The organism is Nitrosovibrio sp. Nv4 (genome assembly GCF_900215485.1).
In the GTDB taxonomy this organism is placed as follows: Bacteria; Pseudomonadota; Gammaproteobacteria; order Burkholderiales; family Nitrosomonadaceae; genus Nitrosospira.
The window spans coordinates 592769-617038 of sequence record NZ_OCMZ01000001.1; the positions used below are offsets into that span (position 1 = coordinate 592769).

Genomic DNA, 24270 nt, shown 5'->3' on the forward strand with positions numbered 1-24270 from the left:
GGGAGATTGTTGCTGCAAGATCACTAAGGAGTCTTAGCCCCAATCCTCGTAATACAGGCGAGCGCTATCTGCCTCTGATAACGTCCGGCGTGGCGCGCTAGGGGTGTCCTTCCCCGCCAGAGGCACCGTACACTTGACCGGTTGCGTAGCTTGATTCCTGCGAGGCAAGCAACACGTACAGAGCAGCTAGCTCCGCCGGCTGGCCGGGACGTCCAAGCGGGGTATCTTTGCCGAACCTGCGGAGATCTGCCCATCCAGTCGTTTGCATCGGAGTCCAGAACGGTCCCGGCGCCACCGCGTTTACCCGTATGCCCTGCCGGGCTACCTGCTTCGCCAGCGATTTTGTAAAAGCAACGATGCACGCTTTCGTCTGCGCGTAGTCGAGAAACGCCTCGGACGGCGTGTAAGCCTCGACAGAACTCGTATTGATTATCGTCGCGCCAGGCTTAAGGTGCGGCATTGCCGCCTTGGTAATCCAGAACATCGCATAGACGTTGCATTTGAATATCGAGTCGAACTGCTCGGTCGTGAGATCGGCAATCGAGGGCTGCGCGGCCTGCATGGCCGCATTGTTGACAAGGATGTCCAGTCCGTTCAGATCCCGGACGGCGTTGGCGACGAGCCTGGAGCAAAAATCCTCATTCCGGATGTCGCCGGGGATCGCAACCGCCTTTCGCCCTTCCGCCCGGATCAGTTCCACGACCTCCCGAGCGTCGGGCTCCTCAACAGGGAGATAGTTGATTGCGACATCGGCACCCTCACGCGCAAAGGCGATGACGGCGGCGCGGCCAATGCCGGAATCGCCGCCGGTCACGAGTGCCTTTCTACCCATCAGCCGGCCCGAGCCCTTGTAGGTTGTTTCGCCATGATCTGGCCGGGGTACCATCTTGATTGCAAGGCCGGGCGGCTCCTGTTTCTGCGGGGGGAAAGGGGCACGCGGGTATTGAGTTGTCGGGTCCTGCTTGCCAGGCCCTTGCAGCGAACCGGCGGGACCGCTTTCCTGCTGCCCGAAGGCTGGGGAGACAAATGCCGCAGCAAGGCCAGCAGTCATGCCGCCAACAAACTGGCGTCGTGAGGCGCTGGCGTCGTCTTCTGGTTTCATACCTGTTCTCCCATGAAAATTGCTGAGGTAGTTTCCGATCAGAGATTCTCGCCAGTCCCGCGATCAGGCTGGAAGCGTAGCCGGAAGCGGTCTCGCTGCGAACGATGTGCGAACAGGGCCACGAAAACAAGCACTAATTGTCCCGACACGGGAACATATGATTTCGCTTTTCGTTTATCCCATCCGTGCGTTAAGGCACATTAGAGGCAAGTGTGTAACGTAATAGGGACAGACTGAGCTGGCCCCGGTTTTCCGGACGCTTTAATTTGGAACCTTGCTGTTTACTGGATCCGCAACCGGTTACTAACCGCATCCTCTCCGGTTTAATGGGGGCAACTCCAGCATGAAAGTATCGTTCTATCCAGTCGGGTGCCGCTTGGGACCGCTTGTGATGTTCGACTGCGATCTGGAACCGGCGCTCGCGTTGTACCTCTATCCAGGTCTGGCTGGCGATCGACCACACGATGCTTGCCGCAAACGATGCCTGCCTGGTTGAGGCGGGACGCTTGGCTGACGCTCACGGTACGCATATTCTCAGGTTCGCGTGGGTTCAATTCAGGTACTCCTCGCGTTAAGCGGCGCTATGAGAGCAATCGATGGGGAGAAATCAAGACAAGAGCAGAGCGAAGGAGTATGGGAATACACGTCTATGGCTTCCGCGTGGCCGAGCCGCAACACGACGGCACACCGCATTGGCACCTATTGCTGTTCATGCCGCCAAAGGACGTTAAACAAGTGGGCAGCATTATTCGAGACTACGCCATGCGTGAGGATGGCGTTGGCTTGGATGGCGACATTGACGGGGGCGAACCCGAGAGCGCAGCGGAACGGGTGAGAACATGGGCCCAGCACTTGGGGCATACGTCAGTTTCAGCAACTTGGCGGGCCGCCTGTGAGCGTGTGGCGGAGCTACGCCGCTTGGATGGGTTAGGAAGTGAGCGGAGAATTACAAGGGCTCTGGGAGGCGGCAGATAAGAGCGAGTGGGAGCGCTTCATGATGCTGATGGGTGGACCCGCAGCGAAACGCAAGGATTTTCCAATATCGCTGGCCAAACGGTGGAGCGACAAGCTAAATCGTTACAGGGAGCCTAAAGGTAATGCCGTAATTGGCGTTATATGGGAAAGGATTGTTTTTCCAACCCGGATTCATCAGTGGATTATTCAGCATAAATGCGAGCCCAATAAGTTAAAAAGACCGGTTGAGCTAAATGGGCCTGCGAATGGAAAGCGCGGCAATAATCGCTCTACATCAGATCGGTTCTGCACCCTTGGAGTACTGTCAATAACTGTACGGCAAGGTAAAAATAAGTCGCTGACGGTTACTAACGAGCAAGAACTGCTCCCATTTCAACCAGATTTACAAATAAGGTACTAATAAAGTAGCCCATGGAATATCCCTGCTAGCTAGGGGTACCAAGGTACAGTGGTGGTTGCTATTGAACTCGGTAAGATGGAGACTTTGGCTAAAACATATCAGAGTCATGCTGTTACTACTTGATGAGATTGCAATGAATGCCAAATTTAGAATCGGTAACATGGTACGGCCGAAATGTGACCCAGAAATGGCGGTCACAGACGTTTTGAAAAAAACATGTTCGTACGGCTTGGTTCGAGTTCGTTCGCTGGGTTCACTGGAAGCAAATAAGGAGATGGACAATTTTCATACGACGCTTTCATTATCGATGAGGAAGAAACAAAATCTTAAGTCATGGTAATCTCTCCCGAAGATGTGGCGCAGTGGATGCACTATGAACTTCATAAGAACAAATACTTTTTCAAGACCCAATCGTATATGACATTAACATTAGATTTGGGGACGAGTTTATATACAGTAATAGAAGCGGAAACCTTGCTATTGATCTTAAAGTTCTCGCCGCAGCAGGAGAGAAAGTTCGGACCCATGGTTTCGGCCTGGATCGCGAAGATGCTTGAAAAAGGCGGCTAGCGGCACTTGGAACATTGAACTTGGAGCTGCCGGCACGCTTCTCGCTACCGTCATCGATCGCTACTTCGGCCTGGGTGAATGAAGTCTGACTGATCGGCTCGCTGCCAGAATCCATTAACTACGACTCATGAGATAGCCCATGCAGCTTAAATCTTTCGAAGTAATCGGCCTTCTCGGACGAGAGGCTTCATTTCGCCTCGACTTTAACGAGGACATCAACATCATTACAGGCCGTAACGGCTCTGGTAAGACGAGCGTACTCAAGTTGCTTTGGTACATTATGAGCGGCAATATACTTCTGGCACTAAAAGAAGTTAATTTCAAGAAGGCAACGCTCGAAACTACAGAGTACGAGTGCGCCATATACAGACTGTCGCCATACACCTGCCGAATAGATTGGCGTGACGCCGACGGACAGAGAACCTTCGAGGACATGAGAGACGAAGACGGGGATGTTGTGGTAAACGCCGAGGATCAGGCAAATAAACTTCTATCCGGTACCGGCTCATCTGTCTTTCTGCCGACGTTCCGTAGAATAGAAGGAGGTTTCACGCTAAGCGAAAGAAGCTCGAATATGCTTTCTCGGGCGAAGGGAGATATTGAAGAGTCGCTTGTAGCACTTTCTAAGCGGCTTACCAATGACAACCATGTTTTTGTTGCAGCGCTTAGCACTGTAGACGTGGTATCGCTTCTCGTACGCCAGTATACGGACCTGTCGGAGGAGTACAACCAACTCCAGCAGAAAACCTCGCAGGAGATTATCTCAAAAATTAAGGAATTTAAACAAGACAACTCCGATGTCAACCAACTCAAGGCTGCAAACGGCATGCTCGATGAGATTCGAATTCAGATCGAGGGGATGGAGGACTCGCGCGAGGCAATAATGCGACCTTTAGAGGCTGTACGAAACTTGGCCATGAAGCTCTTTCGTCATTCTGGCATAAAGCTGGGAAAAAACCTGAGCTTTGGTGACGCTGCCAATGCTATCAACTCAGATGCATTGTCTGCGGGAGAGAAGCAGATGTTAAGTTTTATTGCATACAATGCGTTCTACAGTGACGCAGTCGTGCTTATTGACGAGCCAGAGCTCAGTCTTCACGTTGATTGGCAAAGGCAACTATTTCCGATTCTACTAGGACAGCAAGCATCAAATCAGTTCCTAATCGCCACACATTCGCCATTTATCTACAGCAAGTATCCAGACAAAGAAATTCAGATCGATTCTGACCGGGGCGACATCGGGCAATGAGCGTGCCAATGTACTCGCCTGCGAAGGTTGAACTGGACGTTGAAGAGATCATCGCACTTCTGAAGAAGACGTCGCTCCCAACGGTTATTGTTGAAGGATCCGACGATATGATCGTTTATCGCAGGTTCGAAATTCGTCTTGCCCATTTGGGAATTTCTATCTTTCCTGTCTGCGGGCGTAAGAAGGTACTCGATATTTTTCTTAGAAAGTCTGAGATACCGGCGGACGTGAAGTTGGTCTTTGTGGCTGATCAAGATACTTGGGTAAATACTGGTGTCCCTGCCCAGTATCAAAGTTCGCAAATGGTGCTAACTACCGGATACTCCATCGAGAATGATGTATTTATGGATGGAAACCTAGTAAGCCTTCTAAAGGGGCAGGAGGTTGCGAAGTTTTCCTCGGAGTTGGAAAGCTTTGTCGAGTGGTACTCACTTGCACTTTCCAGACATCTGAATGGTTCGAATCATCTTATTTCGCTTCATCCAGATCACGTACTAAATCCTGTTCAGCGGCCCGCGCTACTTGCGCTATGCGCGGGAGAGCAATATCCAGATGCACTGCGTCAACAAATGTTGGTGGATTATCAGAGACTCTTGCGTGGGAAGTCTCTCATTGCACTTCTGGTTCGGAATACGAACTATAAGGGTCGGCAACCTCATCACTCCGATAGAGCGCTCCTTGAGATGGTTGCTGTTCGGCCGGGTCCTTTGCTGCAACTTGTTTCTAGCCAAGTGGAGGCGGCGATCACAAATTGACCGTGACCCACAATGCCATCCGTCTGCCCGGTCGAGTTTAGATACTATTTCCTCTTGCCTTTCTAAATTTGCAAAAAACTCATAGGTTATTTCTGGCAGTCTAGGGTATGTTTGGCCGAAGCTGATGCGATCCTTTTTAAGGTGGAAATATGAGGCTTTAAATCCTCGTGTTTGAAATTGAATATTTTTTACCTGCCCCTCACACACCTATTAATAATTTCGGGAATAATCGCGGAGTTAGTGGGTACCTATCGAGTTGATTTGTGGGCACGGCTCCAGATGGGTAACAGCGGGAAAGCTAGCGCAGTGGATAGGGGTAGAGAATACCCAGGTTCGAATTGACCCCCTTCCCCCATTTGGTTAGGTATCCCTACTCTTCGTGTCTGCCATTGCAAAAGAATTTGTTGGCTATCTCCAAAAAAGCTATATAGGAAAGGCGAAAAAACAGGAAATGGCGCGTTATTAGTATGTTCACAACCTACTATAAGGCTACTATCAAAAGTAAACAGGTACTTACATTATTGTAAGTACCTGTTTTACATGATGGGCCGTGAGCGGCTCGAACGCTCGACCTACGATTAAGATTCGGTTTTACTTCCTTTCGATGAGCCTTCTGCTACCCATAAACTGATGCGGTCGGCAACTTATGAGGTCCTTAAATACTTCAAGCTCGAGAATTTCAGAGTCGCTAGGTATTGGGATTAGACGGCCAATTCATGGGGCTATCGTCTACACCGTGTCTACATCACTGCACAGCTATTTCAGTTAGTGTACGTAGGTACTGATAATTATGGTGCTGTTGAGAGGAGTCGAACCTCCGACCTACTGATTACGAATCAGTTGCTCTACCAACTGAGCTACAACAGCCCGAAGGGAAATCGAACAGCTCTGATTATAGAGGTTTGGGAAACGCCGGGCAAATTGAGTAGCGCTCAAGGCCAGGGCGAACTTACATGAACCCAAGGTGAGGAAGACTGACCTCCTCCTCGCAGATATCATCTCGATAATTTTGCCAAGTGAGAATTCAGAAAATCCGGGCTAAGGGTTAATACGGGCCTTCTCTTCGCAAGTTAAGCTCCCGTGGCCAGTAATTCTTTTAACATTTCTACAACTACGGCCACTTTCCCCAATTGTCGTCGATATCACCTTAAATGCTAGACTTTTTTATTAGGTTGCGTCACACTTGCCGCCATGAAAAGCAATGTAACGCGAAGAGAACGCATCTTGATTTTGCATGGTCCAAACCTGAATCTATTGGGAACCAGGGAACCAGAATTCTATGGAAGCGCGACGTTAAAGGAAATTAACGGAAGTTTGTCTACTTTGGCGGATAATAATGGAATTGGGCTTGTTCACTTTCAAAGTAACGCAGAGGCGGAATTGATAGACCGGGTCCAGCAGGCCGGCGGCGAGGGGATCAGCTTTATTATCATCAATCCCGCGGCTTTTACCCATACCAGCATCGCCCTACGTGATGCGTTGGCATCGACCAGGATCCCCTTTATCGAAGTTCATCTTTCCAATATCTTCGCTCGCGAGCCTTTCCGGAGGAAATCCTATTTTTCCGATTTGGCTGTGGGTGTCATCAGCGGCCTTGGCGCAACTGGATACGAGCTGGCGCTGAAATATGCGCTGTCAGCCCTATTGGAAGAGGATCAAAGTTAGAAAAACTCCGATGTTTACGGTAAATAAAAGCGTTTTTACCGAAAATGCCGAGGATTACTGCTATTGAAATACTATGCTGGGAAGGAAAAATCATTTTGGAAAAATCGTGATTGCAGCCGTCAATGAGTCGGTAAACGGCGAAGTAATAGTGGCGATATTAATGCATATGCATGAAGGAGAGTTATCTCCAGGGGGTCTATTATGGATCTGAGAAAGCTGAAGAAATTGATTGATCTGGTCGAGGAATCGGGCATCGCGGAATTGGAAATTACCGAGGGTGAGGAAAAAGTGCGTATCAGTAGGTCCGCATCTTCCATCCAGAGCCAGGTAATTCCAACCGCACCACCTCCGCAACTGACTGTGCCGGCTCCCGTGCCCCAGCCTGCGGCAGTTACCGCGGCTACCGCGGCGGCCCAGATATTGCCAGAGGGGCACGTGGTGAAATCGCCCATGGTGGGTACGTTTTACCGTAGCTCGGCACCTGCCTCGAGCCCATTCGTAGAGGTTGGGCAGACCGTCAAGGAGGGGGAAACCCTTTGCATCATCGAAGCGATGAAGCTGCTCAATGAAATAGAATCGGACAAAAGCGGAGTTATAAAGGCAATCCTGGTGGAAAATGGACAGCCGGTGGAGTATGGCGAACCATTATTCATTATCGAATGATTTTCGTTTCGCCAAACTGGCGCAGTCAGGCCGCAGCTAGGCTTGTCACACGCAGAAAAGCAGATTGTGTAGAAAAGCAGACCTTCTGCCGTCGCTAAAATAGTTATTTCCGGTAAACATGTTTGAAAAAATTTTAATAGCAAACCGCGGCGAGATCGCCTTGCGGATACAGCGCGCATGCCGTGAGATGGGCATCAAAACCGTTGCCGTGCATTCCCAGGCGGACGCCGAGGCCAAGTATGTAAAACTGGCCGACGAGTCCGTCTGCATCGGACCCGCGCCATCGGCCTTAAGCTACCTCAATATCCCCGCAATCATTAGCGCGGCGGAAGTAACCGATTCGGAAGCGATCCATCCCGGCTACGGGTTTCTATCGGAAAACGCTGATTTTGCGGAACGCGTGGAAAAAAGCGGATTTGTCTTTATAGGTCCGCGTCCCGACACTATTCGCATGATGGGCGACAAGGTCAGCGCCAAGAACGCCATGAAAAAGGCCGGGGTGCCCTGTGTTCCCGGGTCTAATGGTGGCTTGCCGGAATCCCCTGAAGAAATCAAGGCTATTGTCCGTGCCATCGGGTACCCCATAATAATCAAGGCGGCGGCCGGTGGCGGTGGCCGCGGAATGCGGGTAGTACATACCGAAGCGGCCCTGTCGAACGCCGTAATAATAACCCGGAACGAAGCTCAGGCAGCTTTCGGCAACCCGACGGTTTATGCAGAAAAGTATCTGGAAAACCCGCGCCATATCGAGTTCCAGGTACTTGCCGACGAGCACCGGAATGCCATCTATCTGGGAGAGCGGGATTGTTCCATGCAGCGGCGGCATCAGAAAATTCTTGAGGAAGCGCCCGCCGTTGGTATCCCTCCCCGGTTGCGCGACAAGATGGGTTCCCGCTGCGCCGATGCATGCCGTCGTATCGGTTATCGCAGCGCCGGTACGTTCGAGTTTCTGTTTGAGAAGAATGAATTTTACTTCATCGAAATGAATACGCGTTTACAGGTGGAACACCCGGTAACTGAAGCTATTACCGGGATTGATTTGGTGCAAGCGCAAATCCGTGTTGCCGCCGGCGAAAAACTGAACATTCGCCAGCGCGACGTAGTCATAAGAGGACATGCCATTGAATGCCGCATCAACGCCGAGGACCCTTATAAACTTACGCCGTCCGCCGGTCGTATCACCCAATATCACGCTCCAGGGGGTCCCGGCATTCGTGTCGATTCCCATATTTACCACAACTACGTGGTGCCGCCATATTACGATTCCATGATCGGTAAAATCATCGCCTACGGTGATAACCGCGACCAGGCAATCGCCCGAATGCGCATAGCACTGTCCGAAATGGTAATTGAAGGTATCAAGACCAACGCCCCATTACACCTTGACCTGTTGTCCGATGCCGCTTTTCTGAATGGGGGTACCAACATTCATTATCTGGAGCAAAAGCTCGCCAATTATCCTAAGTGAGCCAAAAAACTGGTGAGATAGAAAACGCAGAGAGCAATATTTTTCCCAGTATCAGGATGAAGTAAAACGCAAAATCTCCCAAACGATTGAGTCGTCACCCCTTAAATAGCGATATCCGTAGTGTATCGAGGGTGTTCATATGCCTAAAGCCGTGTCTGCGGTTACACAAGCCTTAATACGTTAATGTCCTGGGTCTCGCTCTCCATACAAACCGATAATACGCATGCCGAAGTTTTGAGTGATGCAATGCTTGAGCTTGGCGCGTTGTCGACAGACATTCATGATGCAGCCACCGGAACCGACGAAGAGCAGTTTCTGTTCGACGAACCAGGCGAATCGTCCGGCGGAATCTGGTCCGCATCGGAACTGACCGCCCTATTCAATACGGATGTTCACATTCCGTCTATTGTGGAGGCAGCGGCGCAAGCGGCCCAGCTTCCCAGTCCGCCCAGCTATAGCGTTACATATGTGGAAGAGCAGGATTGGGTTCGGATAACTCAATCGCAATTTCGTCCGATCCAGATATCGGATCGCCTGTGGATCGTGCCTAGCTGGCATCAGGCGCCCGATCCCGATGGCGTCAACCTGATACTCGATCCCGGGCTTGCCTTTGGCACAGGCAGCCATCCTTCCACTCAACTTTGTCTTGCCTGGCTTGACGAAAACCTGTTTGGCGGCGAAGATGTTCTGGATTATGGTTGCGGTTCAGGCATACTGGCGATCGCCGCATTGAAGCTGGGCGCGCGTCATGTAGTGGGAATCGATATAGATCCCCAGGCAGTTGCGGCGAGCCGTCAAAACGCCACGCTCAATCAGTGCAATGAAACGATGGCGGAATTTTTCACGACACATGTTGTGACCCGGAAAGGTGCTCAAAATGAAGCCGCAGACGTGGTCATTGCCAATATTCTTGCCAATCCCTTGATCGTGCTGGCTCCGATATTGATGAGTGCTACCCGCTTTGGCGGTCGTATCGTCCTTTCCGGTATACTTATGGAACAGGCGGAAGATGTGGTAAACATCTACCGGCGATGGTTCGACATGCATATTGCGCGAGAGCAGGCGGGTTGGGCCTTGCTCACGGGGACTAGACGATGAATTTTAATTTGTCGCAACAACGACGGCTATGGCGCTTGTAACTCGTTGCCCCAGCTGCGCGACCACCTTCCGGGTAACCCCTCTCCATTTACAGGCGCACGGTGGGGAGGTGCGCTGCGGACACTGCGCTCAGGTATTTAACGGTTTTGCCGCTCTGGCAACAATGCAGGAGCCGGAAGCAGCAGATTTGGGCGACCCCAAAAGCGATCCAGAAGCTGAGGAAACGCCGCCCTACTCCCCTGACATCCCCTCCGGAAGTGATGCGCCCGCGCAGGCCCTGCCTGATCAGAAAGATTTACCTTCAGCTTCCGGACACAAAATAATTCCGGATGAAGTTGCTGCAGACCAGATAAGGGAGGAGGCGCCGCCGTCGGGACCGCCCGTTTCGGAAGAATCCATCCCGAAAACAGCAGGCGCTAGAAACAGTTCTGCCGCAGTGAGTGCGGGCGAAGAAAAATCTGCTCCAAAAGTTTCCGAAACGGGCAGCTCTTGGACGGAAAATGATGTGCTGGCAAATTACCCGCCGGAGAATTACGCTTTCGATGAGGGGCAGCCACCCAGAGCGTCCCTGGCAGCCTCCCTCGCGTGGGGTTTCGCCAGCCTCGTTCTGGTAGTCGTGCTGGCGGCGCAGGCTATTTATGCTTACCGTGGCGAACTTGCTGTTATTGCGCCTGACGCCAAGCCGTATCTTGAACGATATTGCGAGCTGCTGGAGTGTACTATCCCGACGCCCCAGCATGCGAAATTGCTGAATATCGAGTCATCCGAGATGCAATCGGATACAGAGCAGCCCGGAGTCATCACGCTTAATGCCACGATACGTAATCACGCGCCCTATCCACAGGCATTTCCATCGTTTCAACTTACACTCATCGACACGCAGAACCGGCCTCTTGCAAGCCGTACCTTTCCTCCCGATGCATACCTTGAAGAAAAGGAAAACAGCGGGAGCGGCGTCGCACCCAATGATGAATTCAACGTGAAGCTTCACCTCGATAGTGGGGATTTGAACGCGGCCGGGTATCGGCTGCTGTTGCTTTATCCACACTCTTAGATAGCTTTCGGGCAGTTGAACAATACGCTGTCGCTGCGGTATCGAACTCGCGAGATTCTGTCAGATAGCTCGAATGCAACAATGAAATTCGTCAATCCCAGAACATATTGGATAACAACGTTGCCTCAAGAGCCCGATACAAATATGGGGCTGTGCTGAAAGCGCATTTGGATTAAAATCGACGTCCCCGTCAAATCACGCATCCTATTCTGCCAGAATGACATCTGAACCCTTGGTCGAAATCAAAGGCCTGAATTTCTCCTATGGGGAGCGTTCGATCCTTAAGGGGATCGACATGACAATGGCACATGGCAAAGTCATCGCCATCATGGGCGGCAGCGGTAGCGGCAAGACTACGCTATTGCGTCTTATCGGCGGCGCGGTACGTCCGTCCTCGGGTAATGTCAAGGTAGCCGGCAAGGTAGTGCATGAGCTGAAAAGGGATGAGCTTTTTCTGATGCGTCGAAAAATGAGCATGCTGTTTCAGTTCGGCGCGCTGTTTACCGACCTCTCGGTATTCGACAATGTGGCGTTCCAGATGCGCGAACATACCGATCTGCCGGAATCCATGATTCGCGATCTGGTACTGATGAAGCTGCATGCTGTCGGCCTGCGTGGCGCGCACGATCTGATGCCTGCGCAACTTTCCGGAGGTATGGCGCGGCGCGTGGCATTGGCTCGTTCGATTGCGCTTGATCCGCTACTCATCATGTATGATGAGCCTTTTACCGGCCTTGACCCCATTTCACTCACGGTGATCGGAAATTTGATACGCCGGCTGACCGACGCATTAGGCATGACCTCCATTGTCGTTACGCACGATGTGCAGGAGTCCCTGAAAATTGTTGACCAGGTGTATTTCATTTCAGACGGGGTGATTGCAGCCCACGGCACACCGGACGAAGTGCGTGGATCAATTGCGCCTTTCGTACATCAGTTCGTGCATGGCGAAGAAGACGGCCCTGTCTCGTTCCACTACCCTGCCAACGCCTATGCACGCGACCTGAAACTGGAGGGAAGTTTTGCCTAGGCGTATCGTTACTGGAATCCAGGGCATCGGTCATCGGGTAATAGACAGTGTTTGGCGGCTGGGCTACGCCAGCCGTTTTTTCCTGTTGACCCTGCTGAAATCGGGCACCAGTCTGAGGCGTTTCGGCCTGATCATCCGTGAGCTTTATTTCACGGGCGTACTATCGCTGATCATTATTATTGTGTCGGGACTATTTGTCGGCATGGTGCTCGGCTTGCAGGGTTACGAAACCTTGCAGCGGTATGGCGCCGAATCGGCCGTAGGCACGATGGTGGCATTATCGCTGCTGCGGGAACTAGGGCCGGTGGTTGCTGCGCTGTTGTTCGCCAGCCGTGCCGGTTCCGCCATTACAGCGGAAATCGGCCTGATGAAGGCTACCGAGCAATTGGCGGCGATGGAAATGATGGCGGTGGATCCCATTGCGCGGGTGGTAGCGCCGCGATTCTGGGCTGGCGTGATTTCCATGCCGCTTCTGGCGGCGTTATTCTCCGCAATTGGTATTTTCGGCGGTTACCTGGTGGCGGTGATCCTCATCGGGGTGGACGAGGGTTCATTCTGGTCGCAAATGCAAGGTGCGGTTGACTTCAGGTACGACATTGTCAACGGCGTAATAAAAACCTTTGTTTTTGGTATCGCGATAACGGCAATAGCGGTGTTCGAGGGTTATGATGCGTCCCCCACGGCGGAGGGAGTGTCCGGCGCCACTACCCGGACCGTCGTAACGTCGGCGCTGGCGATTCTGGGACTCGATTTTATTTTAACCTCATTCATGTTCAGGGGAATGGGCTGATGCAGCGAACAACAATGGATTTATGGGTAGGGCTGTTTGTCATGGCAGGAGTAGGCGCTTTGCTGGTATTGGCATTGAAAGTCGGAAATCTCGGCACCTACAGTGCGGCTGACAGCTACACGCTAACGGGGAATTTCGAAAATATCGGAGGATTGAAAGTCAGGGCGCCCGTAAAAAGCGCTGGCGTGGTTGTGGGACGCGTGACAGATATTCAATTCAGCACCGAAACCTACGATGCCCTGGTGATAATGAGCATAGACAGCCGCTACCAGTTTCCCAAGGATACTTTTGCCAGTATTCTTACCTCGGGGCTTATCGGCGAACAGTACATCGGTTTAGCGGCGGGTGGCGATGACGCCATGCTGAAGAGTGGTGATAAAATGATGAAAACCAATTCCGCGCTCGTCCTCGAAGAGATGATCGGACGATTTCTGTTCAATAAGGCCTCAGAGGGAGACGGGAACGAAGATGCCCAGAAGAACTAGGGAGTTTCGAAACAGTCCAATGCGCAGCGCGATAATGGTTTTGAGTGTCCTCCTTGCGAGTGGCGAGGATGCGCAAATGTTTGGTTTCCGTGCATCACAACACACCGGTTTGTTAAGCAGTTTAAATAAATTTTAGTGAGGAAATCATGAAAAAATATCTTGGTATCTCCGTATTGCTGGCGGCGTGGTGGCTTGCGCTTCCCGCTTGGGCAATGGCAACCAGTCCCGATACGCTGGTGGATAATACAGCGCAGGAAGTGCTCGCCATTGTCCGGCAGGATAAAGAGTTGCAGTCGGGTAACACCGCCAAGATTCTCGATCTGGTGGAGGCCAAGGTGTTGCCTCATTTCAACTTCGCACGGATGACCCGGCTGGCGATGGGCAAGAACTGGTCCAAGGCCACGCCCGAGCAACAGCAGGAACTGGTGAAAGAGTTTCGCACTTTGCTGGTCCGCACCTATTCCAACGCGCTCAGTACCTATAGCGACTACACCATCAAGGTCGAACCGCTGAAAAGCAACGCGGCCGACACCGACACCACAGTTAAAACAAAGGTAATGGACAGCGGACAACAGCCGGTACCCATCGACTACAGCATGGAAAAGACAAATGACGGCTGGAAGGTATACGATGTGACAGTAGCCGGAGTAAGTCTTGTGACCAATTACCGCAGCACTTTCAATAGCCAGGTACGCGAGGGCGGTGTGGAAAAACTGATCAAAACGCTGGCTGACAAAAACCGCTCGCTGGTCGCTGCCGATAAAAAAGCGTCAGCTCAGTAATCGATGGTTTTTCCGCGATGGCCAGCGTGGCTGAGATAGTCTTGCAGGAGGGCGGCGGACTGAGCGTCAAGGGACCCATAACCATCGACAACGCCGTCGCAGTGGTTGCGCGGGGCGCCGCCTGGTTCGATCATGACGATTTGATAATCGACCTGACGCTGGTGACTGAAGTGGATTCTTCGGCCGTCAGTGTATTGCTGGAGTGGCAGCGCGAGGCCACTCGCCGCAACTGCCGGATGTCTTTCGCCAACATGCCACCAAAACTGCAAAGCCTCGTGCAGTTGTATGGCGTTTCGGAATTGATGAGCTTGGCATAAAGCAAAGAGGAAGGCGGATTCGTTTTGCCTTGAGTGCCCTGGCATAAGCACGTTCGTATCAAAAGCAGCGCTCACTCGCCGCCCATGATGGGACATGCCGGATGCTTTGCAGCCTGTGCCGTCGATCCCCGCTACCCGTATATCGGTCGTCCTATTCTATTTTCTCAATGACCCCGGCAATTGAAGTCAAACAGATGCACAAGCGCTTCGGCAGGTTGCACGCTCTGGCTGGTGTTGATCTTGAAATACGGACCGGCGAATTTTTTGCTTTGCTCGGCCCCAACGGTGCGGGCAAGACCACACTGATCAACATAATAGCCGGGCTTACCCGTGCTACCAGCGGCAGCGTCAGAGTAATGGGATACGATGTCGTCGCGGACTACCGTGACGCACGGCGCATGTTAGGGGTAGTACCGCAGGAGCTTGTGTATGACCCGTTCTTCACCGTTCGCGAAACACTTCTAATTCAATCCGGATATTACGGCCTGAAGAATAACGAGGCTTGGATAGACGAAATAATCCACCACCTGGACCTTGCGGACAAGGCCGGCGTCAATATGCGCGCACTGTCGGGCGGCATGAAGCGGCGCGTGCTCGTGGCTCAGGCATTGGTACATAAACCACCGGTAATCGTGCTGGATGAGCCCACGGCGGGAGTGGATGTGGAGCTGCGCCAGGGGCTATGGCGTTTCGTCAGGCAATTGAATCGCGATGGTCACACAATTGTGCTTACCACCCATTACCTGGACGAAGCAGAAGCCTTGTGCAGTCGCGTGGCAATGCTGAAACAAGGCAATATCGTCGCGCTCGACACCATCAGCAACCTTGTTAACAGCGTGCCGGGATGCGCTGTGCGACTGCGATTGTCGCCTGATACGCTGCCGTCCGCGCTACGGCCGCTGATGAGCACTCGCGAAGAGGGATATTACATCCTGACGCTCGCTGAATACTCCCAGCTTGAGCATGTCATGGCCGCGTTGCGTGAGGCGGCGTCGCAGGTGCTGGAAATGCAGGTATTGCAGCCTGATCTGGAAGAGGTATTCGTAAAAATAATGGGCGACGCCGAAATCACGGAATCCGCGGCCGTTCCTACATGACCGGCTTTCTTACTCTGCTCCACAAGGAATTGCTGCGATTCTGGAAAGTTGGATTTCAGACAGTGTTCGCGCCGATGGTATCCACTCTGCTTTATCTCATGATTTTTTCCCATGTGCTGGAAGAACATGTGGAGGCATATCCAGGGGTCACCTACACGGTTTTTCTGATCCCGGGTCTGATAATGATGGCGATGCTCCAGAATGCGTTTGCCAACTCGTCATCCAGCCTGATTCAGTCGAAAATTACAGGTAACCTCGTGTTCGTCCTGTTATCGCCATTGTCTTACCAGGAAATATTTTTTGCCTATGTCCTCGCATCGGTAGTGCGCGGACTGGCTGTCGGCCTGGGTGTTTATCTGGTAACGCTTGGGTTTTTCGATTTGTCCGTGACCTCGCTTCCATGGGTGTTCCTGTTTGCCTTGATAGGCAGCGCATTGCTGGGTGCGCTGGGTATTATCGCGGGCATATGGGCGGAAAAATTTGATCAGCTGGCCGCATTTCAGAATTTCGTCATTCTGCCGCTGACATTTTTGTCCGGGGTATTCTACACAATCCATTCGTTGCCGCCCTTCTGGCAGGGCCTGTCCCATTTGAATCCATTTTTCTACGTAATTGACGGGTTTCGCTATGGTTTCTTCAATGCCTCCGATATTTCACCCTATGTCAGCCTTGGGATTGTGGCAATGTGCTTCTTGGCGGTATCATGGCTGACGCTGCAAATGCTGAAGGCGGGGTACAAGATCCGCCATTAAGGATATTTGTAGAAATTTAGCTCGTGGCATAGCATCATTCACATAGGACGGGATGAATGGTTACATCAGACAGCATTAAAACCCATATCGAAGCTTCCATGCCATGCGAACTGGTGCATGTGGAAGGCGATGACGGTTATCATTTCAACGCCATTATTGTCAGCCCCGAATTCCGGGGGAAGAATATGGTGCAGCAACATCAGCTGGTTTATCGAGCGCTCGGCGACCGGATGAAGCAGGAGATTCATGCCTTATCCATGAAAACCCTTACGCCGGAACAATGGGCGGAATCCAACCAGGCCTGATGCCCAATTCCTGACGTGATGGCGATGTAGAAATCATCGACATCGTCAAGAATTGGCGGCTTTTGTGAAGGTGTTAAATCAATTTTCGTGGAGATTTCACCGCACCATCACCCTGCTGGCGACATGGCGGTACGCATCTTCTGCATCGCTTTCGCTTCAATCTGACGGACGCGCTCGGCGGATACGCCCAGTTCGTCAGCAAGATCATGCAGCGTTGCTGTGTCTTTCTCCCGTAACCAGCGGGCCTCGATAATGTGCCGGCTGCGAGCGTCGAGGCTGGACAGGGCCTCCTCCAAACCTTCACCGCGCAGGCGGCTGGTTTGTTCCGCCTCCAGCACCTGCGAAGGTTCGCTCCCATCAGTGAGGTATGCGATAGGGCTGAACGTTTCATCGTCATCGTCTTCAGACAGGGGTTCAAGAGAGACATCTCGTCCGCTGAAGCGGGTCTCCATTTCCACCACTTCTTCGGCTTTGACGCCCAACTGCCTGGCCATGGCATTCACTTCTTCCGGATTCATGGTGTCCAGAACGGGCTTCATGCTGCGCAGATTGAAGAACAGTTTTCGTTGCGCCTTGGTCGTGGCGATTTTGACCAGCCGCCAGTTACGCAGTATGAATTCATGGATCTCCGCTTTGATCCAGTGCACCGCAAACGATACCAGCCTCACACCGCGTTCTGGATCATAGCGTTTGACGGCTTTCATTAAACCGATATTGCCTTCCTGGATCAGGTCGGCCTGGGGCAGGCCGTAGCCTTTGTACCCGCGAGCAATCGCGACCACAACGCGCAAGTGTGAAAGCACCAGTTGGCGGGCGGCATCGATGTTACCTTCATTCTTCAGGGATCGCGCGAGGCGAATCTCTTCTTCCTGCGAAAGAATGCGAAAGCGATTGACCGACTGGATGTAACCCTCGATGCTACCGGATAACGGTACGGGTACGGTTAAAGCGAAATTCATTTGCCCTCCTTGATTTCCTGCCAAAGTTAACCTTTTCCGATGAGAGCGTCAACAATTCCGAAAAGTTCCCTGTAAACGCCTTAAGCTCATGAATTATCGTGGTTCTATTCGCCAGAGATGATTGGTTACCGATAGCCATGCGCCGGCCCAGCCGAGCCACGCCGAGAACAATAACAGGCTCAGGCTGTCTTCGAGGGAAAGATGGTAGAGGCGAAAATTCGCATCGTATAGCGCCATCAGGCCCCTCAATTGCTCATCAGTCAGATGAATGCCTAAAGAAATGATGAGCCAGGCGGCGGCCCCTCCAACCACGCCCTGCATCGCCCCAAAATACAGAAAAGGACGGCGGATAAAACCTTTGGTCGCGCCAATCAGCTTCGCTACTTCTATTTCATCCCGCATCGTCAGAATTTGCAGACGTATCGTATTGAACGCCACGGCTACCAGCGAGAAGCTAAGCAGGCCGCCAAGCATGAACACTGCCAATCTACCCAGCCTGAGGAAGGAGTCCAGCCGCTTGGCCCAGGCTGAGTCAAGCTGCGCATGTTCGACCAAGGGCAGTTCCCCTAGCTCCGCACGTAATGCTTCCAGCGTCTCGGGTGAGATGTCCCTGGCCGTGATGACAAAGGCGTCCGGCAGTGGATTCCCCTCAAGCCCATCTATTACGTCCGCGAGTCCGCTGCCTTCCTTGAACTGCTCCAGCGCGCTGTCCCTGGAAATGAACCTGAACGCCGCCACGTGCGGATGCTGATCCAGGTGCGATTCAATTTCAGCCACTGCACTTTTGTCTGCGTCCAGCTTCAGGAACAGGCTTAACTCAGGCTCTCCGGAAAATTGGCCGGAGAGAGCCTGGAGGTTTTCCAGCAGCACATAAATTCCGGCAGGCAGGCTGAAAGCGATCCCGATCACGGCAATGCTGAGCAGGCTGCCGAGCGGAGTGATTGCCAGTCGTTTGAACGCCAGCGCAAAAGCATGCAGATGATGCGAAAACCAGACGCTCATGCTGTCAATTCCCCGTGACTAAGCGTAAACATACGTTGATGCATACCGCCGAGCAGTTCAACGTCATGAGTCGCTATCAGCACCGTAACGCCGACCTGATTAAACGACTTGAACATGTCCATGATATCTCGTGCGTAATCCGCGTCAAGGTTACTGGTTGGCTCATCCGCGATGAGTATGGAAGGCCTGTTCACGATAGCGCGTGCGATACACAGGCGCTGTTGCTCGCCGCCCGAGAGGGTGATGGGCCGCGCTCTTTCCCTGTCAAGCAATCCTACCTTGTCGAGCGCGGCGCGAACTCGTCCGGTTGCCGCCCTGGAGCTGAAACCGCTAATTTGCAGAGGTAATAGCACATTCTGAAAAACAGTGCGATCGAACAGGATCTTCTGATCCTGGAATACAAGGCCGAGATTGCGCCGCAGGAAAGGAATTGCGCCACTCTTGAGAGTGCTGACATTCTGCCCGTTGACGATAATGCTGCCGGCGGTAGGGCGTTCGATAGCGGCAATGAGCCTCAGCAGCGTGGTTTTTCCCGCACCCGAATGCCCGTTGATCAAGGCCATTTCGCCTGCCTCAAGGGTAAAACTGACATTCTTGAGCGCTTCGTAGCCGTTAGGATAACGCTTGTAGACCTGACTGAAGCTAATCATTGAACGCCATGATTGCGATACCAATCCAATTTTTCACGCTTACTCTGCTCGTCTCAATCAAACAGCGCCTCGACAAATTCCCTCGCGACGAACGGCCGCAAGTCATCCATGCCTTCGCCCACGCCTATGAAGCGTATTGGCAACGGCGGCTTTTGCTGGCGTTGCCTGGCGATTGCAGCGATTACGCCCCCTTTCGCTGTGCCGTCCAGCTTGGTAACGATGAGGCCCGTGAGCCCGAGCGCGTCATCGAAAGCCTGCACCTGATTGAGGGCGTTCTGGCCCGTGTTGGCATCCAGCACCAGTAGCGTTTCATGCGGCGCACCCGGTTCGGCCTTGGCGATAACGCGCTTGACCTTTTTTATTTCTTCCATCAGGTGCAGTTGTGTGGAAAGCCGTCCCGCTGTATCCGCAAGCACGACGTCTGTGCCGCGCGCTTTCGCCGCGTTGATTGCGTCGAATATGACTGCCGCCGGATCTCCTTTTTGCTGTCCGTTACCCTCATGGGCGATGACTGAGACATTATTACGCTCGCCCCAGGCCATGAGTTGTTCGCGAGCGGCTGCACGAAAAGTATCGCCGGCAGCGAGCAGTACGGTTTTTCCCTGTAACTGAAAATGATGCGCAAGCTTCCCGATGGAAGTGGTTTTTCCCGCTCCATTTACCCCGGTCAGCATAATGATGAAGGGCTTGTTTTTTTCCATGTCGAGGGGTTGCGCCAGCGGCCCGAGCAGGGCGACCAGGGCCTCCTGCAAGGCGTCCTTGAGTTGCGCCGCCTCCGTCAGACCATTGCGTTTGACATGCCTGCGCAGTTCATCAAGCAGCCACGCGGTTGCACTTACGCCTGTATCGGCAGTGAGCAGTATCGTTTCCAGTTCTTCGTAGAGGTCTTCATCTATCTTACCTCCGCCGAATAAACCGGACAGGCGTTTACCGAAGTTATCCCTTGTGCGGGAGAGCCCCTGTCTAACTCTTGCCGCCCAGTTAGCGCTTGCGGCAGACTGAGGGCCGGCGGCGTCAGAGCTATTTTTGGATTTGAAGAAACCTGGCATTCTGGTAGGCTGTCACATTAGTCGAAATTCAGACCGGAATCGAGCAGAAATTATTCCCGATTTTATGCTGTTTACCAAGGTTTGGGGTATTAAGAATGACCCCGATCCGGCAGCGGTAGCCAGCCAACAATAACAGGTGAAGATCAGGTGATGCAAAAGGTCTTTGGGGGGAGTGTGGGACATAGTGTTAAATTGAAAAATGGAGAGCCAGTTGCCGGATTCAGGATGACGTCTTGTCGTCGTGCTACCGCTCTTTCATCCGCCGTGCGGGCAGCCGCGATGATACTCGTTTCGCTGGCTTTCTCGTTCTCCGGGGGCGCATTTGCCAATACGCATGAGTATACGCTCGGCAATGGCCTTAAACTGATTGTCAAGGAAGATCATCGCTCTCCCGTCGTAATCTCGCAAATCTGGTACAAGGCGGGAAGTATTGATGAGGTAAACGGCGTGACAGGGGTAGCCCATGTACTGGAGCATATGATGTTCAAGGGCACAGAGAAAGTTCCGGGCGGCGAATTTTCCACGCGCATCGCAGCGGCGGGGGGACGTGAAAATGCTTTTACCAGCCGTGACTATACCGCCTATTATCAGCAATTGCATAAATCCAGGCTGCCGCTGGCAATGGAGCTGGAGTCCGACCGGATGCGCAACCTGGTGCTGACGGAAGAAGATTTCGCCCAGGAAATCAAAGTCGTCATGGAAGAACGGCGCCTGCGCACCGATGATCAACCGCGGGCGCTGGTACATGAGAAAATGATGGCCACCGCCTACCAGTCGCACCCGTACAGGCATCCAGTAGTAGGCTGGATGAACGATCTGGAAAACATGAGCGTCCACGACGCGCAGGCATGGTATGACCGATGGTATGTGCCCAACAATGCCGTGCTGGTCGTGGTGGGTGATGTAAACCCGCAGCAGGTCTTCGTTCTGGCGCGAAAGTATTATGGCCATATCAAGTCTGGGAAGGTGTTGCCGCTGGATAAACGCAAGCCGCAGGCTGAACCAAGTCAACTCGGTACCAAGCGGCTCACAGTAAAAGCGCCGGCGCGGTTACCGTACCTGGCCATGGCTTATCATGCACCGGCATTGCGCAATCCTGATACTGATTGGGAGCCTTACGCACTGGAAATGCTGGCCGGAGTGCTGGATGGCAACGAATCGGCGCGGCTCAACAAGGAACTGGTTCGCGAGCAGCGCATTGCAAGTTCGGCAGGCGCAAGCTACGATTCCACGGCGCGCGGCCCCGGGATGTTTTATCTCGACGGAACGCCCAGTGAAGGCAAAACGGCTTCTGAACTGGAAACCGCGTTGCGTGCCGAGGTTGAGAAACTCGTGCGCGATGGCGTAACCGCCGAGGAACTCGCGCGTGTCAAGGCTCAGGTCGTGGCTAGCCATGTCTTTCAGCTCGACTCCATGTCTTTTCAGGCAATGCAGATCGGACAATTGGAAAGTATCGGATTGTCATATCGTGACGAAGATACGATACTGAGAAAGCTTCAGGCGGTTACGGCCGAACAGGTCCGCGACGTGGCAAAAAAATATTTGAGGGATGAAAGCCTGACCGTTGCAGTACTCGACCCGCAACCGCTGGAGCAGAAAGCCCCAGCCGCCGCACCTGCCGGGTTGCGGCATTGAGTGATATCAGAGAGGTTCCGATGCATGTGATGCGCTGCCTGTTTTTCCTGCTCGCGGGCGTTTACTCCCAATGGGCGTTTGCTACTCTGCCAATCCAGCATTGGCAGGCCTCATCAGGCGCGCGAGTCTTCTTCGTCGAAAGCCGCGAGTTGCCGATACTTGATGTCAGCGTGGATTTCAGTGCGGGCAGCAGCACCGATACACGTGAGAAATCCGGCCGGGCCGGCATGACGCTGTATCTATCCAGCCTGGGTGCGGGCGGTCTCACCGAGGATCAGATCTCCAAGGCATTAGCCGATGTCGGCGCCCAGCTCGGCGCGCACTTCGATGAGGATCGTGCGGGACTTACGTTACGCACTTTGAGCAGCGCACGGGAGCGCGGCCGGGCGCTGGATATACTTGGTCGAGTCGTACAGCATCCGGCGTTCGATATAAATGTGCTGGAGCGGGAGAAGGTGCGGGTAGTCGCCGGGTTGAGGGAAGCCGACACCAAACCGGATAATATTGCCGACCGCACGCTGATGAAAATGCTCTATGGCAACCATCCATATGGATTACGCGGCTCGGGAGAGATTGATAGCGTAAGCGCGTTGCAACGCGAGGATCTGGTGGATTTACATCGATCCCGCTATTCCGCCGCTGATGCGGTGGTATCTATCATGGGAGACGTGAGCCGTGCGGAAGCAGCCGCTATCGCTGAATCACTAACGAAGGAATTGGTGCAGGAAAAGCCTGTGTATAATTTGTTGGAGGTGACGGCGCCGATCGCGGATACCAAAAGAATCTCCCATCCTGCTACGCAAAGCCATATCCAGCTCGCCTATCCGGGACTCCGCCGCGACGATCCCGACTATTTTCCGCTGCTGGTAGGCAATCACATACTTGGCGGAGGTGGATTCACCTCACGCCTGATGGAAGAAATCCGCCGGAAACGCGGATTGGCTTACAGCGTTCACAGCCATTTTTCGCCGCTCAGGGAGCAGGGTCCGTTCGAAATCGGCTTGCAAACGCAAAAAGAGCAGTCCGAAGAAGCGCTTGCACTGACTCGCAAAATTCTGGCCGATTTTGTTGCCGGTGGACCAACGGAAGAGGAGCTCGCAGCAGCCAAGCAAAACATCATCGGCAGTTTCCCGTTGCGTATAGACAGCAACAGGAAAATCATCAGTTATCTGGCGATGATCGGTTTTTACAAACTGCCTCTTACCTATCTTGACGATTACGTGAAGGCAGTGGCAAAAGTAACCGTTTCCCAGGTCTCGGAAGCTTTTCGGCGGCGTATCGACCCGATGGGGATGGTGGCGGTTGTAGTGGGTGCTGAGAGCAAAAAATAGCCAAACACAAGGACGACGGCTGCGTACCCGCCGAATCGTTCTTCCATTTTTCCATCACGCGCACAGTGAATAGAGTCCGCATCATAGGCGGCGAATGGCGCAGTCGCGTACTGACTTTCCCAAGCGACGCAGACCTTCGGCCGACGCCTGATCGGGTCCGGGAGACTGTATTCAACTGGCTGGGACAGGATCTGAGCGGCAAGCGCTGCCTTGATCTGTTTGCCGGTAGCGGGGCGATGGGCTTAGAGGCTGCATCACGCGGAGCGGAGCGTGTGGTAATGGTCGAATCGAGCCCGCACGTGTTAAAGGCACTGAAAGCCAACCTGCATAAACTCGGGGCAGAACAAGTCGATCTTGTGGCAATGGATGCGTTGAAATTTCTTGATTCCGATAAAAACCGGTTCGATGTGATTTTCCTTGACCCGCCCTATCGGCTGGGTCTATTGCCGAAACTGCTGTCGAGCCTGCATCTGCATCTTGCTCAAGGAGGAGTGGTCTATCTGGAGAATGACACTTCCTGTGCGCTGGATGCGAACTGGGTGACATGGCGAAAGGGGCAGGCAGGCAACGTGCATTATCAATTATTAAAATTCAAGAAAGATGGATAAAGCGATATATCCCGGTACGTTCGACCCCATCACACGTGGTCATGAGGATCTGGTCCGGCGTGCGTCGGGACTATTTGATCAGGTGGTGGTAGCGGTGGCTGTGAGCAGTGGAAAAAAACCCTTTTTTACCCAGGACGAGCGGGTCAAAATGGGGCGCGAGGTGCTGGCCGATTGTCGCAATATCGAGGTAATGGCGTTCTCGGGTTTGTTGATGGAATTCGCGCAACGGCAGAACGCGAGAGTTATCCTGCGCGGACTGCGGGCCGTGTCCGATTTCGAATACGAATTTCAGATGGCGGGGATGAACCGCAGCCTGTATCCCGGTGTCGAAACCATGTTCCTGACGCCCTCAGAGCAATACATGTTTGTTTCGGCTACCATTGTGCGGGAAATCGCGCTGCTGGGGGGAAGCGTGGACAAATTCGTGCACCCCCTGATTGCCGAGCAGCTTCGAATCAGAATCAAAACGTAATTGTTGA

Annotated in this window: 26 protein-coding genes and 1 tRNA gene; 21 read left to right on the forward strand and 6 right to left on the reverse strand. The window is 53.0% G+C overall.

Translation table 11 applies throughout. The features are described 5' to 3' along the window. Positions 1 to 97: 97 nt before the first annotated feature. Positions 98 to 1102 carry an SDR family oxidoreductase gene (locus CRO05_RS02625; protein WP_097065688.1) on the reverse strand — a complete coding sequence of 335 codons (1005 nt, stop codon included), beginning with the start codon at positions 1100 to 1102 and terminating at the stop codon, positions 98 to 100. Between the two features lie 480 nt (positions 1103 to 1582). Here CRO05_RS02625 and CRO05_RS02630 point away from each other — a divergent pair, with 480 nt between their 5' ends. The 4 genes from CRO05_RS02630 to CRO05_RS02655 all read left to right on the forward strand — a co-directional run bounded on the left by CRO05_RS02630 (position 1583) and on the right by CRO05_RS02655 (position 5051). Continuing rightward, positions 1583 to 2077: a replication endonuclease gene (locus CRO05_RS02630; RefSeq protein WP_101750219.1), complete on the forward strand. Its 495-nt coding sequence runs from the start codon at positions 1583 to 1585 to the stop codon at positions 2075 to 2077. A 19-nt stretch (positions 2078 to 2096) separates the two neighbouring features. Next, positions 2097 to 2477, forward strand: a complete 381-nt coding sequence (locus CRO05_RS02635; RefSeq protein ID WP_101750220.1) for a hypothetical protein — start codon at positions 2097 to 2099, stop codon at positions 2475 to 2477. A 709-nt stretch (positions 2478 to 3186) separates the two neighbouring features. Further along, positions 3187 to 4296, forward strand: a complete 1110-nt coding sequence (locus CRO05_RS02650) for an AAA family ATPase (protein WP_097065692.1) — start codon at positions 3187 to 3189, stop codon at positions 4294 to 4296. After that, entirely contained in the window at positions 4293 to 5051 is a 759-nt protein-coding gene (locus tag CRO05_RS02655; RefSeq protein WP_097065693.1) for a hypothetical protein, read from the forward strand. Before CRO05_RS02650 ends, CRO05_RS02655 begins: the two co-directional genes overlap by 4 nt. 791 nt (positions 5052 to 5842) lie before the next feature. Here CRO05_RS02655 and CRO05_RS02660 read toward each other — a convergent pair. Then, positions 5843 to 5918 (reverse strand) — tRNA-Thr (locus tag CRO05_RS02660). 324 nt (positions 5919 to 6242) lie between these two features. Here CRO05_RS02660 and aroQ point away from each other — a divergent pair. The 13 genes from aroQ to CRO05_RS02725 all read left to right on the forward strand — a co-directional run bounded on the left by aroQ (position 6243) and on the right by CRO05_RS02725 (position 16557). Continuing rightward, the gene (gene aroQ, locus CRO05_RS02665; RefSeq protein WP_097065694.1) at positions 6243 to 6716 is read left to right on the forward strand and encodes a type II 3-dehydroquinate dehydratase; all 474 of its coding nucleotides are present in this window, start codon (positions 6243 to 6245) and stop codon (positions 6714 to 6716) included. A gap of 201 nt (positions 6717 to 6917) precedes the next feature. After that, positions 6918 to 7379 (forward strand): acetyl-CoA carboxylase biotin carboxyl carrier protein, encoded by a 462-nt coding sequence (accB, locus tag CRO05_RS02670; RefSeq protein ID WP_097065695.1) that lies wholly within the window; start codon positions 6918 to 6920, stop codon positions 7377 to 7379. A gap of 118 nt (positions 7380 to 7497) precedes the next feature. Next, on the forward strand, positions 7498 to 8847 hold the full coding sequence (gene accC, locus CRO05_RS02675; RefSeq protein ID WP_097065696.1) for an acetyl-CoA carboxylase biotin carboxylase subunit: 1350 nt from the start codon (positions 7498 to 7500) through the stop codon (positions 8845 to 8847). Positions 8848 to 9030: 183 nt separating this feature from the next. Next, complete coding sequence (prmA, locus tag CRO05_RS02680) at positions 9031 to 9945, forward strand: 50S ribosomal protein L11 methyltransferase (RefSeq protein WP_097065697.1); 915 nt, start codon at positions 9031 to 9033, stop codon at positions 9943 to 9945. Between the two features lie 28 nt (positions 9946 to 9973). Continuing rightward, positions 9974 to 10999, forward strand: a complete 1026-nt coding sequence (locus CRO05_RS15435; RefSeq protein ID WP_097065698.1) for a DUF3426 domain-containing protein — start codon at positions 9974 to 9976, stop codon at positions 10997 to 10999. Positions 11000 to 11216: 217 nt separating this feature from the next. Next, positions 11217 to 12029 (forward strand): ABC transporter ATP-binding protein, encoded by an 813-nt coding sequence (locus CRO05_RS02690; protein ID WP_097065699.1) that lies wholly within the window; start codon positions 11217 to 11219, stop codon positions 12027 to 12029. Next, entirely contained in the window at positions 12022 to 12819 is a 798-nt protein-coding gene (gene mlaE / locus CRO05_RS02695; protein WP_097065700.1) for a lipid asymmetry maintenance ABC transporter permease subunit MlaE, read from the forward strand. Before CRO05_RS02690 ends, mlaE begins: the two co-directional genes overlap by 8 nt. Then, entirely contained in the window at positions 12819 to 13304 is a 486-nt protein-coding gene (mlaD, locus tag CRO05_RS02700; protein ID WP_097065701.1) for an outer membrane lipid asymmetry maintenance protein MlaD, read from the forward strand. The genes mlaE and mlaD overlap by 1 nt, the downstream gene beginning before the upstream one ends. A gap of 146 nt (positions 13305 to 13450) precedes the next feature. Next, entirely contained in the window at positions 13451 to 14086 is a 636-nt protein-coding gene (locus CRO05_RS02705; protein WP_097065702.1) for a phospholipid-binding protein MlaC, read from the forward strand. Positions 14087 to 14112: 26 nt separating this feature from the next. Then, a complete protein-coding gene (locus CRO05_RS02710) occupies positions 14113 to 14403 on the forward strand; it encodes an STAS domain-containing protein (RefSeq protein ID WP_097066625.1) in 291 nt (96 codons plus the stop codon). A 167-nt stretch (positions 14404 to 14570) separates the two neighbouring features. Continuing rightward, the gene (locus tag CRO05_RS02715) at positions 14571 to 15500 is read left to right on the forward strand and encodes an ABC transporter ATP-binding protein (RefSeq protein ID WP_097065703.1); all 930 of its coding nucleotides are present in this window, start codon (positions 14571 to 14573) and stop codon (positions 15498 to 15500) included. Next, the gene (locus tag CRO05_RS02720; protein WP_097065704.1) at positions 15497 to 16252 is read left to right on the forward strand and encodes an ABC transporter permease; all 756 of its coding nucleotides are present in this window, start codon (positions 15497 to 15499) and stop codon (positions 16250 to 16252) included. Before CRO05_RS02715 ends, CRO05_RS02720 begins: the two co-directional genes overlap by 4 nt. 56 nt (positions 16253 to 16308) lie before the next feature. Next, positions 16309 to 16557, forward strand: coding sequence for a BolA family protein (locus CRO05_RS02725; RefSeq protein WP_097065705.1), 249 nt, complete (start codon positions 16309 to 16311; stop codon positions 16555 to 16557). Positions 16558 to 16664: 107 nt separating this feature from the next. Here the strand turns inward: CRO05_RS02725 and rpoH are convergent, their stop codons facing one another. The 4 genes from rpoH to ftsY all read right to left on the reverse strand — a co-directional run bounded on the left by rpoH (position 16665) and on the right by ftsY (position 20217). After that, a complete protein-coding gene (gene rpoH, locus CRO05_RS02730) occupies positions 16665 to 17516 on the reverse strand; it encodes an RNA polymerase sigma factor RpoH (RefSeq protein WP_097065706.1) in 852 nt (283 codons plus the stop codon). A gap of 93 nt (positions 17517 to 17609) precedes the next feature. Further along, positions 17610 to 18518: a permease-like cell division protein FtsX gene (gene ftsX / locus CRO05_RS02735; protein WP_097065707.1), complete on the reverse strand. Its 909-nt coding sequence runs from the start codon at positions 18516 to 18518 to the stop codon at positions 17610 to 17612. Beyond that, positions 18515 to 19168, reverse strand: a complete 654-nt coding sequence (gene ftsE / locus CRO05_RS02740) for a cell division ATP-binding protein FtsE (RefSeq protein ID WP_097065708.1) — start codon at positions 19166 to 19168, stop codon at positions 18515 to 18517. Before ftsE ends, ftsX begins: the two co-directional genes overlap by 4 nt. A gap of 53 nt (positions 19169 to 19221) precedes the next feature. Next, complete coding sequence (gene ftsY / locus CRO05_RS02745; RefSeq protein ID WP_097065709.1) at positions 19222 to 20217, reverse strand: signal recognition particle-docking protein FtsY; 996 nt, start codon at positions 20215 to 20217, stop codon at positions 19222 to 19224. A gap of 279 nt (positions 20218 to 20496) precedes the next feature. Here ftsY and CRO05_RS02750 point away from each other — a divergent pair, with 279 nt between their 5' ends. The 4 genes from CRO05_RS02750 to coaD all read left to right on the forward strand — a co-directional run bounded on the left by CRO05_RS02750 (position 20497) and on the right by coaD (position 24263). After that, entirely contained in the window at positions 20497 to 21852 is a 1356-nt protein-coding gene (locus CRO05_RS02750; RefSeq protein WP_235001337.1) for a pitrilysin family protein, read from the forward strand. 20 nt (positions 21853 to 21872) lie between these two features. Then, positions 21873 to 23183 (forward strand): M16 family metallopeptidase, encoded by a 1311-nt coding sequence (locus CRO05_RS02755; protein ID WP_369831610.1) that lies wholly within the window; start codon positions 21873 to 21875, stop codon positions 23181 to 23183. Positions 23184 to 23248: 65 nt separating this feature from the next. Further along, complete coding sequence (gene rsmD, locus CRO05_RS02760; RefSeq protein WP_097065711.1) at positions 23249 to 23791, forward strand: 16S rRNA (guanine(966)-N(2))-methyltransferase RsmD; 543 nt, start codon at positions 23249 to 23251, stop codon at positions 23789 to 23791. Further along, entirely contained in the window at positions 23784 to 24263 is a 480-nt protein-coding gene (gene coaD, locus CRO05_RS02765) for a pantetheine-phosphate adenylyltransferase (protein WP_097065712.1), read from the forward strand. The genes rsmD and coaD overlap by 8 nt, the downstream gene beginning before the upstream one ends. Positions 24264 to 24270 lie beyond the last annotated feature (7 nt).

Excerpts from the sequence above, each read along its gene's own strand:
- mlaD (WP_097065701.1), top strand. The coding sequence starts at position 12,819 with ATGCAGCGAACAACAATGGATTTATGGGTAGGGCTGTTTGTCATGGCA.
- accB (WP_097065695.1), top strand. The coding sequence starts at position 6,918 with ATGGATCTGAGAAAGCTGAAGAAATTGATTGATCTGGTCGAGGAATCG.
- CRO05_RS02690 (WP_097065699.1), top strand. The coding sequence starts at position 11,217 with ATGACATCTGAACCCTTGGTCGAAATCAAAGGCCTGAATTTCTCCTAT.
- prmA (WP_097065697.1), top strand. The coding sequence starts at position 9,031 with ATGTCCTGGGTCTCGCTCTCCATACAAACCGATAATACGCATGCCGAA.
- ftsX (WP_097065707.1), bottom strand. The coding sequence starts at position 18,518 with ATGAGCGTCTGGTTTTCGCATCATCTGCATGCTTTTGCGCTGGCGTTC.
- accC (WP_097065696.1), top strand. The coding sequence starts at position 7,498 with ATGTTTGAAAAAATTTTAATAGCAAACCGCGGCGAGATCGCCTTGCGG.
- CRO05_RS02655 (WP_097065693.1), top strand. The coding sequence starts at position 4,293 with ATGAGCGTGCCAATGTACTCGCCTGCGAAGGTTGAACTGGACGTTGAA.
- CRO05_RS02635 (WP_101750220.1), top strand. The coding sequence starts at position 2,097 with ATGATGCTGATGGGTGGACCCGCAGCGAAACGCAAGGATTTTCCAATA.
- CRO05_RS02650 (WP_097065692.1), top strand. The coding sequence starts at position 3,187 with ATGCAGCTTAAATCTTTCGAAGTAATCGGCCTTCTCGGACGAGAGGCT.
- CRO05_RS15435 (WP_097065698.1), top strand. The coding sequence starts at position 9,974 with ATGGCGCTTGTAACTCGTTGCCCCAGCTGCGCGACCACCTTCCGGGTA.
- ftsE (WP_097065708.1), bottom strand. The coding sequence starts at position 19,168 with ATGATTAGCTTCAGTCAGGTCTACAAGCGTTATCCTAACGGCTACGAA.
- ftsY (WP_097065709.1), bottom strand. The coding sequence starts at position 20,217 with ATGCCAGGTTTCTTCAAATCCAAAAATAGCTCTGACGCCGCCGGCCCT.
- aroQ (WP_097065694.1), top strand. The coding sequence starts at position 6,243 with ATGAAAAGCAATGTAACGCGAAGAGAACGCATCTTGATTTTGCATGGT.
- rpoH (WP_097065706.1), bottom strand. The coding sequence starts at position 17,516 with ATGAATTTCGCTTTAACCGTACCCGTACCGTTATCCGGTAGCATCGAG.
- CRO05_RS02715 (WP_097065703.1), top strand. The coding sequence starts at position 14,571 with ATGACCCCGGCAATTGAAGTCAAACAGATGCACAAGCGCTTCGGCAGG.
- coaD (WP_097065712.1), top strand. The coding sequence starts at position 23,784 with ATGGATAAAGCGATATATCCCGGTACGTTCGACCCCATCACACGTGGT.
- CRO05_RS02750 (WP_235001337.1), top strand. The coding sequence starts at position 20,497 with ATGATACTCGTTTCGCTGGCTTTCTCGTTCTCCGGGGGCGCATTTGCC.
- CRO05_RS02630 (WP_101750219.1), top strand. The coding sequence starts at position 1,583 with ATGCCTGCCTGGTTGAGGCGGGACGCTTGGCTGACGCTCACGGTACGC.
- CRO05_RS02725 (WP_097065705.1), top strand. The coding sequence starts at position 16,309 with ATGGTTACATCAGACAGCATTAAAACCCATATCGAAGCTTCCATGCCA.
- CRO05_RS02720 (WP_097065704.1), top strand. The coding sequence starts at position 15,497 with ATGACCGGCTTTCTTACTCTGCTCCACAAGGAATTGCTGCGATTCTGG.
- CRO05_RS02755 (WP_369831610.1), top strand. The coding sequence starts at position 21,873 with ATGCATGTGATGCGCTGCCTGTTTTTCCTGCTCGCGGGCGTTTACTCC.
- CRO05_RS02625 (WP_097065688.1), bottom strand. The coding sequence starts at position 1,102 with ATGAAACCAGAAGACGACGCCAGCGCCTCACGACGCCAGTTTGTTGGC.
- CRO05_RS02705 (WP_097065702.1), top strand. The coding sequence starts at position 13,451 with ATGAAAAAATATCTTGGTATCTCCGTATTGCTGGCGGCGTGGTGGCTT.